Raw genomic sequence first — 13538 nt, forward strand, 5'->3', positions numbered from 1 at the left:
AAAAAAGAAGAAAGAAGAGAGAAAAAGTTGAAGGATAAAGGCTTAAGGATGAAGGATAAAAAGGGGGTCAAGGTCATTTCTCTACTCCCTGCTCCCTACTCTCCACTCCCTTGTCAGTTGTTGACAAACAATCTCCGCTAACTTCGTAGCGGCTCCCGCTTCTCCCCGCACAGCCCGCAAGCGATCGCGAATCTGATCTAACTCTTCGGGGTGTTCCAACCAATTCAGGGCAATATCCGCCACTTGTTGGGGCTTGAGGATGCCGACTAACTCTGGCACGATCGCCTCCTGCGCCCAGATGTTAGGCCACGCCAATAGTCGAGGCTTACGGAGAAACCACCAGTTAATCGCACTGGCAAAGGCTGAACCGACTCCCGGCAGGTTTGCCAGTAATCCCGGTAAGCCATCCCAGGCTCGCATCGCATCTGCCTGTTGCATCGGAATCATGACAATCATTGGTATAGCCAGCGATCCGAGTTCGGCGGTGTTTGCTCCAACCGTCGTCAGGCAGAACCGACACTGAGACAGGACAGGGTAAGCGGGAAACGCTGTCCACAGATCAACCCTCAATCCCCCACTCGTTTTGAGATAGGGAGTCTCAGGATGAGATACCAGTTCAGCCGTAACCCCATCAAAAGCGGCAATGAGGGGATTATGGTGTGGGTCAGCAAATCGAGCCAGTTCCGTGAGGGTCAGTGTGGGTGCGACCGGGATAACAAACCGCGTGTCTGGATGAGCAGCATGAATGCGTTGGGCGATCGCCAACGATAGCGGCAATCCCTGAGCGAGTTTGGCAGGTTTAGAGCCGGGGAGTAGACCGATGAGGGAGGGAGAGGGTGTTGGGGTGTTGGGGTGTTGGGGTGTGAGGGTGTGAGGGTGATTGGGTGTTGGGGTAATGGAGTACTCCCCTACTCTCCCACTCTCCGACTCTCCCACTCCCCTACTCTCCCACTCCCCTACTCTCCCACTCCCCACGTCTGCCATCAGATCGCCCACGACGGTGAACTTATGGACATATCGAGCCGGGGCACGATCGATTAAGTCCGGTTTCATCACGCCAAAGTGGTCGATCCAGCGATGCCAACGGGTATCCCATTCGCCATAGGTGACAGTGCGATAGCCCAATCGTTTACCGATGAGAACGGTGTAAAACTGATCTCCCCCCAGAAACAAGACAACTCCGCGATCGCGCCAATCCCAGTTGCCAGCCGTTTTGCCCCACAGCAGAAACGAAAAGAAGTGCTCGGCAGATTGAATGCGATCGAGTTCAGGATAGGTTTGGGCGATCGCCACCTCTTTGCCGCTGGCGTTGGGACAGGGAGACAAGATCAGAGAGAGGCGAACCAGGGCGCGATGATTCCCTAACGTTTCTCGGAGTGCCTTGACGACAGGGCGTACCCAGGTGGTCACTTCTCCTGGGCCATTGGAGAGGATGACGATGTCAATCGGTGGAGATAAATTCACTTCAGTTATGCACTCCTTCTGCCGTTTAATTCAATTTTCAGATATTCTCTTAACGTCACGACCTACAGCGGGGTAAAGTCCAATGTCTGATTTCATTTCTGCTGCCCAAACAGGGGATGTTGCTAGCTTAACGGCGTTACTCGACCATGGAACTTCGGTGAATAGCCGGACAGAGGAAGGGGTTACCCCCCTGAGCATTGCGGCAGAAGCGGGACATTGGGATGTCGTCCAACTGTTGCTCGATCGCGGAGCCGATGTCAACGCCAGCGATAATGAGGGCTGGACAGCCTTGATGGGGGCGGCGGCGGCAGGGCATTCCTCTATTGTGGAACTGTTGTTAGCCAAGGGGGCAGATGTCAATGCCAGAACTCAGTTTGGATTGACGGTGCTGATGAGTGCCGCTGCACAAGGACAGGTAGACGTAGTACAGCTTTTGTTGACGAACGGAGCTCACTTGGGCGATCGCGACAATAACAATTGGACTGCCCTGATCTGGGCAGCGGAAGGGGGGCATCAAGCCGTGGTTGACCTGTTGAAGCAAGCCCGCGCTCAGACAGCAGGATAACAACCACACGCAGCATAGCAACCATAAGCAGGACAGCAGCCACCATGCGGAAAATCAGTCACGCATCCAGCCCAAGAGTCCGTTTTAACCGATTTCGGTCTATCTGCCTTGCACTTTTGTTGCTGGGAATTGTGTTTCGCTTTGTCAATTTAGACTACAAAGTCTATTGGCACGATGAAGCCTATACCTCGATGGAAATCACAGCCCACACGCGCTCTGAGGTCGTGGCTGAGCGGTTTAACGGTGAACAAGCAACCCCAGAAGAACTTCTGGTCTATCAGCAACTCGACCCCAATCGCACCTTAGCTGAGATGATCACAGCGATCGGGCGAGAAGATGTGCAACATCCACCGCTTTACTACATCCTCAGCCGCTTTTGGGTGCAATTGTGGAATAGTACCTCGCCGCTCGTCACCCGCAGCATCTCTGCCCTACTTAGCCTGTTAATTTTTCCGCTGATCTACTGGGTGTGTCTTGAATTGTTTGAATCCCCACTCACCGGATGGATCGCCGTTGCGCTGGTTGCGGTGTCTCCGTTTCATCTGCTCTACGCTCAAGAGGCGAGAGAGTATAGCTTTTGGGGTGCCACCATCCTCTTGAGTAGTGTGGCGTTGTTACGGGCGATGCGAGCCTCAAACGGAGGCAACTGGGCGTTCTATGCGGTGTCTTTGGCGATCGCCTTCTATACCTTTATGTTTTCCGGGCTAGTCGCGATCGGGCATGGAATTTATGTGTTGTTGAATGAAAAGATTGACGCGCTCTCGATCACCGGATTTCGCTTCAGTAGACGGGCGATCGCTTATCTCGTTGCATCTGTCCTTGCCGTGATTGCCTTTGCCCCCTGGCTTTATTTTTTGGTCGTTCACTTTGAAAACTTAAAGGCAACAACGGAGTGGGCAACGATTTCACTGCCCCATCTCACATTGTTCAAACTGTGGGTAGTGAACTTTAGCCGAGTGTTGATTGATTTCGACTTCAATCCCTTGCTCGAATATGATTTCTGGGCATATCTTTTGATGATCCCCATCTTGTTGTTAGAAATCTATGCCGTTTTCTTTGTTTGCCGTCAAACGCCAAAGCGAGTTTGGCTGTTCATTTTGACACTCATTGGAGCAACCGCTTTAGGATTACTGTTGCCAGATTTACTGTTAGGGGGACAACGCTCCGGCACCACTCGTTATCTCATTCCCAGCTATCTAGGCATCCAGTTATCAATGGCTTATTTGTTAGCTCGGTGCCTGGAAGCAAAGACATTTTCGCGTCGTCAATTTTGGCAAGTGATGGCGATCGTCCTATCTGCGATCGCGATCGTCTCTTGTACTTTTAGTGCAGTTTCAAACACCTGGTGGAACAAAGTTGTGAGTTATCACAATGCTGAAATTGCAGACATTATTAACAACAGCGATCGTCCTGTTTTAGTTACGGATGCGTTTGGCTATAACCCGGTGAATGCGATCGCCTTGAGTTATCTATTAGAGCCAGAAACCCCATTGTTTTTACTGCCAGAAGTTGGTAAGTCACTCACTATTCCAGACTTGTCAGACTCTTTTACAGATGTTTTTTTGTTGAATATGCCTGACTTTTTTAGAACACCACTTGAAGAGAAGTACAACGGCAGAACGGTACAAGTTGTTGGTGATTTGTGGAGATTAGAACGATAGGAGAAGAGGGAGTAGGGAATGGGGAATGGGGAGTAGGGAGTAGGGAGTGGGAAATGGGAGAAAAGTGCCAGATGCCCCAAGTAGGATGTGTTGTGCAGAGTACAGACAATACCCGTCTTGGCACAACATTCTGGATATCCCTCAAAGTTCATTAAGACGTTCACCAAATTAGGATGAAAATCCCTTATTCTCCTTTACTCAAAACTCCAGATGCACCTTGCGATCGCTAATAGCATCCCACTGGCCTGAGTCTTTATTCCCTCCCCACTCCCTATTCCCTACTCCCCACTTCCTTTTTTATCTTTTGTAAAGTGCTCACTCACTTTTTTGTCAAGAAATGTAAAAAAATATCTCAGTTTTTTTATCATTTTGTATCAGATATGGAGTGGATCTCGCTTCTGTCAAGGGTTTTCTGGTACAACCACTCATGTAACACTATTTTAGGGGCGGGTGATGAACCCCACTTTGACCTCCGTGTGAAGTGCGATCGATTCCTTAGCTGATCGACCCACCAAGAGAACACTACATAACATACTCGTTAGTCGCTAATAGCGTTTTGAGAGGAGCACACCTGAATGTTTACCCACGTCAAGCCTGCCGTCAGACATATCGTGCCTGATGACCTCCAGGGGCGAGCACTGATCAAGGTGGTCTATGTCGTGCTTGAGCCGCAATATCAAAGCGCATTATCCGCAGCGGTTCGTACCATCAACCAGACCAACCCCAACCTGGCGATCGAAATTAGCGGCTATCTTCTTGAAGAACTTCGTAGCTCCGAAAACTACGAGGCATTCCAGCAGGATGTTGCTCAAGCAAACGTTTTTATCGGTTCCTTAATTTTTATCGAAGACCTGGCAGAAAAGGTTGTTGCAGCGGTTGAACCCCACCGCGATCGCCTGGATGTTGCAGTCGTCTTCCCCTCTATGCCTCAGGTGATGCGTCTGAACAAAATGGGCACCTTCTCGATGGCACAACTGGGTCAATCCAAGAGTGCGATCGCCCAGTTCATGCGGAAGCGCAAGGAGAAATCCGGCTCAGGCTTTCAGGATGGCATGTTGAAGTTGCTGCAAACCCTGCCCAAAGTGCTGAAATATCTGCCGATGGATAAAGCACAGGATGCTCGCAACTTCATGCTCAGCTTCCAGTACTGGTTAGGCGGTTCCGCAGAGAACCTGGAAAACTTCCTGCTGATGCTGGCGGACAAGTACATCACGCCCGATAAAACCAACGGCAGCGTGCAATACCGGGAGCCTGTCACCTACCCCGACATGGGCATCTGGCACCCATTAGCCCCCCAGATGTTTGAGGATTTGAAGGAATACCTCAACTGGCACACTTCGCGCAAAGACATCTCTCAGGATTTGAAAGATCCCCTCGCACCCACCGTTGGTCTAGTGCTGCAACGGACGCACCTGGTGACGGGTGACGATGCTCACTATGTGGCAATGGTGCAGGAATTGGAGTGCATGGGCGCACGGGTCATCCCCGTGTTTGCAGGTGGTCTGGACTTCTCGAAGCCGGTGGATGCCTACTTCTACGATCCCATCCTCAAGGGCGAAGTGCCAATTGTAGATGTTGTGATCTCGCTGACCGGATTTGCGCTGGTGGGGGGTCCCGCTCGTCAAGATCATCCCAAGGCGATCGAGGCGTTGAAGCGGTTAAACCGTCCCTACATGGTGGCTCTGCCCCTGGTCTTCCAAACAACGGAGGAATGGCAGGACAGCGATCTCGGTCTGCACCCGATTCAGGTGGCACTCCAGATTGCGTTACCCGAATTGGATGGGGCGATCGAACCGATCATCCTCTCTGGACGCGATGGCGCAACTGGGAAGGCGATCGCTCTACAAGACCGGATCGAAGCGGTGGCTCAACGGGCACTCAAGTGGGCAAATCTGCGCCGCAAGCCCAAGCTCGAAAAGCGTGTGGCGATCACGGTGTTCAGCTTCCCACCTGACAAGGGCAACGTCGGGACGGCTGCCTACCTGGATGTGTTTGGCTCCATCTTTGAGGTAATGCAAGCTCTCAAGCGCAATGGCTACGAAGTAGAAGACCTGCCCGACTCGGCAGAAGAACTGATGCAAGCAGTGATTCACGATGCTCAGGCGCAATACAGCAGCCCTGAACTCAACATCGCCTACCGCATGTCGGTGCAGGAATACGAGGAGCTAACCCCTTACCACAAGCGGTTAGAAGACTCCTGGGGACCCGCTCCGGGGCATCTCAACACCGACGGGCAAAACCTGCTGGTGTATGGCAAATCCTTCGGCAATGTGTTTATCGGAGTTCAGCCCACCTTTGGCTATGAAGGCGACCCGATGCGGTTGTTATTCTCCCGCTCGGCTAGCCCGCATCACGGTTTTGCAGCGTACTACACTTACCTGGAGCACCTGTGGAAAGCGGATGCCGTCCTCCACTTCGGCACCCACGGTTCACTGGAGTTCATGCCCGGTAAGCAGATGGGGATGTCGGGCGACTGCTACCCCGATAACCTGATCGGTACAATTCCCAACCTCTACTACTACGCGGCAAACAACCCCTCGGAAGCAACGATCGCCAAGCGACGCAGCTACGCCGAAACCATCAGCTACCTCACGCCTCCTGCTGAAAACGCTGGGTTGTATAAGGGGCTGAAGGAACTGAGCGAACTGATCGCCTCCTATCAAACTCTCAAGGACACGGGACGCGGTGTGCCCATTGTCAACGCCGTGATCGAGAAGTGCCGTCTGGTCAACCTCGACAAAGACATTGAGTTGCCTGAACAGGATGCCACTGAACTAGATGCAGAGCAACGCGACACCCTGATCGGCAAGGTCTACATCAAACTGATGGAGATTGAGTCTCGTCTGTTGCCCTGTGGCTTGCACGTCATCGGCAAACCACCCTCAGCTGAGGAAGCGATCGCCACGTTGGTCAACATTGCCAGCATCGATCGCCCTGAAGAGGAGATCATGGGCTTGCCTCGCATCATTGCCAATAGCGTCGGACGCGATATTGATGACGTGTTCAAAGACAGCGATCGCGGTGTGTTGGAAGACGTACAACTGCTCTATGACATCACCCAGGCAACCCGCAAAGCGGTGGCAGCGATGGTGAAGGAGCAGATCGATGCCGAGGGACGAGTCTCACTTGTCTCAAAACTCAACTTCTTCAACATGGGGCGCAAAGAACCCTGGATTGAGGCATTGCAGGAGGCAGGCTATCCCAAGGTTGACCCAGAAGCGTTGAAGCCGCTGTTCGACTACCTGGAGTTCTGTCTCAAGCAAGTGTGTGCCGACAATGAGTTGGGCGCACTGCTCAAGGCGTTAGAAGGCGAATACATTCTGCCCGGTCCCGGTGGTGATCCCATCCGCAACCCCGATGTATTGCCCACAGGCAAGAACATTCACGCGCTTGATCCGCAGTCGATCCCCACAACAGCGGCCGTGCAATCGGCACAAATCGTGGTCGATCGCCTCTTAGCCCGTCAACAAGCCGAAAATGGCGGTGCCTATCCCGAAACGATCGCCTTCGTTCTCTGGGGCACTGACAACATCAAGACTTATGGCGAATCACTGGCTCAGGTGATGTTGCTGGTGGGTGTGCGTCCGTTGCCCGACTCGTTGGGACGGGTCAACAAGCTAGAACTGATCCCCCTAGAGGAATTGGGACGCCCCCGCATCGACGTGGTGGTGAACTGCTCCGGGGTGTTCCGCGATCTGTTTATCAACCAGATGGCACTGCTCGATCGCGCCATTAAGATGGCAGCGGAAGCTGACGAGCCGTTAGAGATGAACTTCGTCCGCAAGCACGCCATGAAGCAAGCGGAAGACATGGGCATCAGCCTGCGTCAGGCCGCCACTCGCGTTTTCTCCAATGCATCCGGTTCCTACTCCTCTAACGTCAATCTGGCGGTTGAGAATAGCACCTGGGAAAGCGAAGCGGAGTTGCAGGACATGTACCTCGCTCGTAAATCCTTTGCGTTTAACTCCGACAATCCCGGCGTGATGGATGAGTCGCGTCAAATCTTTGAGACGACCCTCAAAACCGTAGATGTGACCTTCCAAAACCTTGACTCCTCGGAGATCTCGCTGACGGACGTATCGCACTACTTTGACTCTGACCCAACCAAAGTCGTGTCAACCCTGCGCGGTGACGGCAAAACCCCTGCTGCTTATATTGCCGACTCCACCACTGCAAATGCTCAGGTGCGATCGCTCTCTGAAACCGTCCGCCTGGATGCCCGAACCAAGCTACTGAATCCCAAGTGGTATGAGGGCATGTTGTCCCACGGCTATGAAGGCGTGCGGGAACTCTCGAAGCGACTGGTCAACACGATGGGTTGGTCAGCCACCGCTGGAGCGGTTGACAACTGGGTGTACGAGGATGTCAACACCACCTTCATCCACGATGAAGAGATGCGGAAACGCCTGCTCAACCTCAACCCCCACTCCTTCCGTAAGATTGTGGGGACGTTGCTAGAGGTCAACGGTCGCGGCTACTGGGAAACCAGCGAAAACAACCTGCAACTCTTGCGTGAGTTGTATCAGGAAGTGGAAGACCGGATCGAAGGAATTGAGTAAGGAAGGCTAAAGGATGAAGGATAAGGGATAAAAGCTGAAGGCTAAAGGCTAAAGGATGAAGGCTAAAGGCTAAAAGAACCTGAGTTCGGGATAAGGATCTTGGCGGTTAAAACTGCCGCTACAAGAGCAAAACTGACCTGCGTCGGTTCGGCAAACCTTGATTTTCTGTAGCCTGCGCAGGCGGACTTCGCTCCCATAGCCGTGAATTGATTCGCCAGGTGTTTAACCCGAATTGACGTTAAAAGAAGGATGAAGGGTGGATTTATATTCATCTTTCATCCTTTCTCGTTTTTTCATCATTGATCCTCGCTTCGGTGCGGAGGCGATCGCGACTGAGGTTATCCGAATTGTTATACCGATCAGGACTTACGCAGTTAGATCCCCCCAACCCCCTTAGAAGGGGGCTTCCGGAATTCCCCCTTTTTAAGGGGGGCTAGGGGGGATCGAAGTTTTAGACCTCAAGTGCGTAAGTCCTACCGATTTAATGTTTGATTGTGGCAGATCCCTGGGTAGGGGCGTTTCGCGAAAGCTCTTACGGAATCATGTGCAGCAAAGCCAATTCAAATGGGTATTAGCAACGCTAAAGAAGGTTGGCGATCGCCAGTCCTCCTGGGTTAGACTTGCTGCGTCACTCCAGCCAAGTCCCATTTCTAAAGGCTCCAATGCCAATTTTTTTAGCTAGTCTTAAACGTGGCGGTTATCTTGATGCGATCGCCATGACCCTCTGTTTGGCGGGTTCCCGCAAACTCACCGCAAACGATGACTATGCCCAAAAGGGGTGGGGTGTGTTTGCACCAAACCTGTCAATCTACGGGTTTGATGTGGATGCTGACGCCTGCGATGCTGCCAACTATGGGCTAGAAAACCGCTACGTCAACTGGCGTGAAAGCCACGTTCCTCTGGCTCTGGGCAAAACTTCTGAGGATGCACTGCTCCACGTCACGCAGCATCCCATGTTTAGCTCGTTCTATCCGCCCAATGAACCCTACCTTAACCGCTTTGACAAGCTAGATGCGGCGCGGCTTGACTTCACGCTGGATGTCGAAACCGTCACACTCGACCAGTTTTGCCAGCAGGAGGGGATTGCGCCTGTTGATTTCCTTCAGGTGAGTGTGCAGGGGGCAGAACTTCAAGTGTTGGAAGGTGCCAGGGAACTGCTGCAAAATGAGGTTCTTGCCGTCCAGGTTGATGCCCAGTTTTCACCGCTTTACTTGGGGCAAGCCTTGTTTGCTGACGTCGATGCTTATCTACGCAGGGTTGGGTTTACGTTTTTTGACCTGGCGGCAACCCGGTGCCCCAGAGTCGATGCCCCGATTCTCTCAAATATGCGTCCGGGGCAGATTTTGTGGGGGGATGCGTTGTACTTGCGGGATGTATTGCAAATGCCCGATCGCCCTCCTGCTCCAGAGCAGGTCTTTAAGTTAGCCTGCATTGCGGATGTGTTGGAGTTGCCTGACTACGCCTCAGAGTTGCTGGTTTATCTGACGCTCAACTATGGCAGCGATCGCCGTTACAACATGGCTGATGTGATGGTCGAAAGTCTGGCTCAATTTCCACATTTGGCGAACTTTGGACTCGCCAAAGTGCCTATCGTGGCTAAGATTCAAGAGTATGTGACCCGGCAAGATTTACTCACAACTGCCGCTACGTCTGCCCCCGTTGAGTTGTCTCAAACCCCCCAGGAGAGCTTTCACAACGAACACTATCAACGCCACAACCAACGCCGCTTAGAGCATCTCGCCAGTCTCCGATTAGACCTGACGGGCAAAACTGTGTTGGAGGTGGGAGCCGGAATAGGCGATCACACTGGATTCTTTGTCGATCGAGGTTGCCGCATTGTCAGCACCGAGGGTAGACCAGAGAATCTCGACGTTTTGCGATCGCGCTATCCCGATATCATGGTGCGGCAACTCGACATGGATGCTCCTGACCCGACACTGACGGATATGTTTGAGATTGTCTATTGCTATGGGTTGCTATATCACCTGGAATATCCTGCTGAGGCGATCGCCTATCTGTCTGGCCGTTGCAGCGATCTATTGTTGTTAGAAACCTGTGTCTCATTTGGGGACGAGGATGTGACTTACCCCTTTCAAGAGCCAGAAGATGACCCGTCCCAGGCGATGCATGGATTTGGATGTCGACCCACCCGCCTCTGGATTCGCAATACCCTGGCTCGACATTTTGAGTATGTCTATCTGCCCATCACTCAACCCAACCATCCAGAGTTTTTAATTGATTGGGCGACTCCTCCACGACCAGGGGCAATTACTCGTGCGGTGTTTATTGCCTCTCGGCAACCGATCGATAACCCCTTACTGGTGACAGACATTCCCGCCCGGCAGCAACGCCACTAATGACCCGGGGCGATCGCTCCGTAAGAATCATTCTCATCTGTTTCAGAGCAGTTAGATTACAGTAGAAGGATTGAGACGTGTAAGACCAATTGCCTCTTACGCGCTCCACAATTTTCCATTTGCTAACTCTTTCAGCTCTGATCCATCATGTCTCCTCTGTTGAAGTTGCGCCCCGTGTTGCTCGTGGGTTTATTTCTCAGCTTTTTACTGGGTGTTGTGCTCCTCTCCCCTCACAAGCCAACGATTGCCCTCTCTGCTAACCCACCGGCCACTGAGTTATCGGTCACACAAGGTACCCAAAAGACCGTCCTCAGCAATGGCTTGACCGTGTTGACCAAAGAGATTCACACGGCTCCTGTCGTGAGTGTGCAGATCTGGTATCGCGTGGGGTCGCGGAATGAACCCGCCGGACAAAACGGCATCTCTCACCAGCTAGAGCACTTGATGTTTAAGGGCACGAGCGATCGCCCCCTTCAGTTTGGGCGGTTGTTTAGTGCGCTGGGGAGTCAGTCCAACGCCTTCACCAGCTATGACGAAACCGCTTACTTCGGCACGGTCGAAAAGGAAAGGCTAGAGGCACTGCTGACGCTAGAAGCCGACCGCATGACCGGAGCGACCATTGAGGAAAGCCAGCTTACCAGTGAAAAACGAGTGGTGATCTCAGAGTTGCAAGGCTACGAAAACAGCCCTCGCTATCGGTTGGATCGGGCGGTGATGCGGACGGCATTTCCCGATCGCCCCTATGGGTTGCCCGTCGGGGGAACGCGAGCCGATGTAGAAAACTTTACCCTGGAGCAGGTTCGGAGCTACTACCAGCGATATTACACACCTGAAAATGCAGTGTTGGTGGTGACAGGTGACTTTAGCACCGAACCAACTCTGCAAAAGATTCGCGACATTTTTGAGCCTATTCCCAAACGCTCCCCGATCGCCTTACCTGAGGCGACCCCGACCCGGAGAAGCACCGCTCCTGCCAACCGTCCGCCAGTGGTGTTGCGCGAACCGGGCAGTGCGGCGATCGCTCACATGGTTTTTCCGCTGCCGGATATTTTGCACCCCGATGTGCCTGCCATCGATTTGATGGATATGGTGCTGACGGGGGGACGCAGTTCTCGGCTCTATCAGGCATTGGTGGAGTCAGGGTTAGCCAGTTCCATCGGGGCTTATCCTGTGGAGATGATTGAACCGGGATGGTATGAAATCTCGGCAACGGCGGCTCCCGGTCAAGAATTGACGGAAATTGAGCAAGTGATTCAGCGATCGCTGGCGGATCTGCAACAACACCTCGTCACAACAGACGAGTTGGAGCGGGCAAAGACCCAGTTGCGGGCGATGTTTATTATGAGCAACCAGGACGTCACCAGTCAGGCAATGCAACTGGCATACAACCAGACCATTACAGGTGACTACCAATTTAGCGATCGCTACCTGGCAGCTCTCGATCAGGTCTCACCACAAGACATTCAGCGGGTTGCCCGTACCTATCTTGACCCTGCAAAATGCACCATCGGTTTCTTTGAGCCAACCTTACCCGATGGACAACCGGGAGCCTCTAGCGGTGATGGCGGACGGGCTGTAGAAAACTTTAGTGCGGGACCTCCGGTCGATCCTACTGAAGTGGCGCGTTACCTGCCCCCCATCACCTCCAGCACTGACACGACTCCCCAACCGCTGCCTGAAAAGGTGACGTTGTCGAACGGACTGCGAGTATTGCTGCTACCTGATTCCAGCACTCCAGCGATTAACCTGAGCGGATGGGTGCAAGCGGGAACCGTGTTAGATGTGAACTATCAACCGGGGACGGCTAGCCTGACGGCGACTAACCTGATGAACGGAACGCAGAGCAAGACGGCATTAGAGATTGCCCAAACTCTGGAAGACGAAGGAGCCCATGTATCCTTTGAGGCGACGCGAGAAGGGGTCAGCATTGAGGCAAGTGCTCTGTCTAGTAGCTTGCCTACCGTGATGGAAACGCTAGCGGATGTGTTGCAGCGTGCGTCGTTTCCGGCAGATCAACTGGAGTTGAGCCGTCAGCAAGCTCTGGTGCGTTTGCGCTTAGAGTTAGACGATCCACAGCAGTTGGGTTGGCGCATCTTCCGACAATCGGTTTATCCTGCAAATCATCCTTTCCACAGCTTCCCCACCGAGGAGAGCTTGGCGGGCATCACAACCGCAGACATTCAACGGTTCTATCAGGAGAATTATCGCCCCGACTCCACTGTGCTGGCACTGGTAGGCAACTTTGACCCTGCTGCCGTTCGCGACTTGCTGGAACAACACTTTAGTAGCTGGCAAGCGCAGGGCAGACGGGCAGTGTTGCGATTCCCCTCGGTGTCGTTGCCGCGATCGCAAACTCGCCTCAGTCAGGTCATGCCTGGAAAGGCAGAAGCCGTTACTTACATGGGCTACAACGGGATTTCACGACGCGACCCCCGATTTTATGCGGCGATCGTGATGAACCAGATTTTGGGTGGTGATACCCTTGCCAGTCGATTAGGGACAGAAATTCGCGATCGCCAGGGCTTGACCTATGGCATCTACAGCTATTTTGTGGCTGGGGTGAATGCAGGTCCCTTCTCGATCTCGATGCAGACAGCTCCCACAGATGCCAATCGGGCGATCGACAATACGGTGGCATTGTTGCAACAACTCAGGGAGCAGGGTATTACGGCTGAAGAGTTGAGTGCGGCACAGCGATCGATTACCAACAGTTACCCAGTGGATCTAGCTAGTCCCAGCAGTATTGCCTCTGAAATCTTGATGAATGAGGTGTATGGTTTGAGTCAGGATGAGATCCGCCAGTTCCCCAGCCGGATTAAGGCGGTGACTTTGGAACAGGTGCAACAGGTGATTCGCGATCTGATTCATCCTGATAATCTGGTTATTGTGACCGCTGGACCCGGAGAAACCACTTCCGCTAGCCAATAGACAT

Annotated in this window: 6 protein-coding genes; 5 read left to right on the forward strand and 1 reads right to left on the reverse strand. The window is 52.9% G+C overall.

Features of this window, described 5'->3' with window-relative positions; translation table 11 throughout:
• Positions 1-81: 81 nt before the first annotated feature.
• Positions 82-1464, reverse strand: coding sequence for a lipid-A-disaccharide synthase (locus H6G89_RS06290; protein WP_190504460.1), 1383 nt, complete (start codon positions 1462-1464; stop codon positions 82-84).
• An 82-nt stretch (positions 1465-1546) separates the two neighbouring features.
• Here H6G89_RS06290 and H6G89_RS06295 point away from each other — a divergent pair, with 82 nt between their 5' ends.
• The 5 genes from H6G89_RS06295 to H6G89_RS06315 all read left to right on the forward strand — a co-directional run bounded on the left by H6G89_RS06295 (position 1547) and on the right by H6G89_RS06315 (position 13534).
• The gene (locus tag H6G89_RS06295) at positions 1547-2029 is read left to right on the forward strand and encodes an ankyrin repeat domain-containing protein (protein ID WP_190504461.1); all 483 of its coding nucleotides are present in this window, start codon (positions 1547-1549) and stop codon (positions 2027-2029) included.
• A 44-nt stretch (positions 2030-2073) separates the two neighbouring features.
• Positions 2074-3690 carry a glycosyltransferase family 39 protein gene (locus H6G89_RS06300; protein ID WP_190504462.1) on the forward strand — a complete coding sequence of 539 codons (1617 nt, stop codon included), beginning with the start codon at positions 2074-2076 and terminating at the stop codon, positions 3688-3690.
• 575 nt (positions 3691-4265) lie between these two features.
• Positions 4266-8249: a magnesium chelatase subunit H gene (locus H6G89_RS06305; RefSeq protein ID WP_190504463.1), complete on the forward strand. Its 3984-nt coding sequence runs from the start codon at positions 4266-4268 to the stop codon at positions 8247-8249.
• A 662-nt stretch (positions 8250-8911) separates the two neighbouring features.
• A complete protein-coding gene (locus H6G89_RS34865) occupies positions 8912-10606 on the forward strand; it encodes an FkbM family methyltransferase (protein WP_242059844.1) in 1695 nt (564 codons plus the stop codon).
• A 147-nt stretch (positions 10607-10753) separates the two neighbouring features.
• The gene (locus H6G89_RS06315) at positions 10754-13534 is read left to right on the forward strand and encodes a M16 family metallopeptidase (RefSeq protein WP_190504464.1); all 2781 of its coding nucleotides are present in this window, start codon (positions 10754-10756) and stop codon (positions 13532-13534) included.
• Positions 13535-13538: the final 4 nt, after the last annotated feature.

Source organism: Oscillatoria sp. FACHB-1407, assembly GCF_014697545.1.
Taxonomy (GTDB): domain Bacteria; phylum Cyanobacteriota; class Cyanobacteriia; order Elainellales; family Elainellaceae; genus FACHB-1407.

Bases quoted from the DNA above. Each gene is read 5' to 3' on its own strand.
- H6G89_RS06295 (WP_190504461.1), top strand. From the start codon at position 1,547: ATGTCTGATTTCATTTCTGCTGCCCAAACAGGGGATGTTGCTAGCTTA.
- H6G89_RS06300 (WP_190504462.1), top strand. From the start codon at position 2,074: ATGCGGAAAATCAGTCACGCATCCAGCCCAAGAGTCCGTTTTAACCGA.
- H6G89_RS06305 (WP_190504463.1), top strand. From the start codon at position 4,266: ATGTTTACCCACGTCAAGCCTGCCGTCAGACATATCGTGCCTGATGAC.
- H6G89_RS34865 (WP_242059844.1), top strand. From the start codon at position 8,912: ATGCCAATTTTTTTAGCTAGTCTTAAACGTGGCGGTTATCTTGATGCG.
- H6G89_RS06315 (WP_190504464.1), top strand. From the start codon at position 10,754: ATGTCTCCTCTGTTGAAGTTGCGCCCCGTGTTGCTCGTGGGTTTATTT.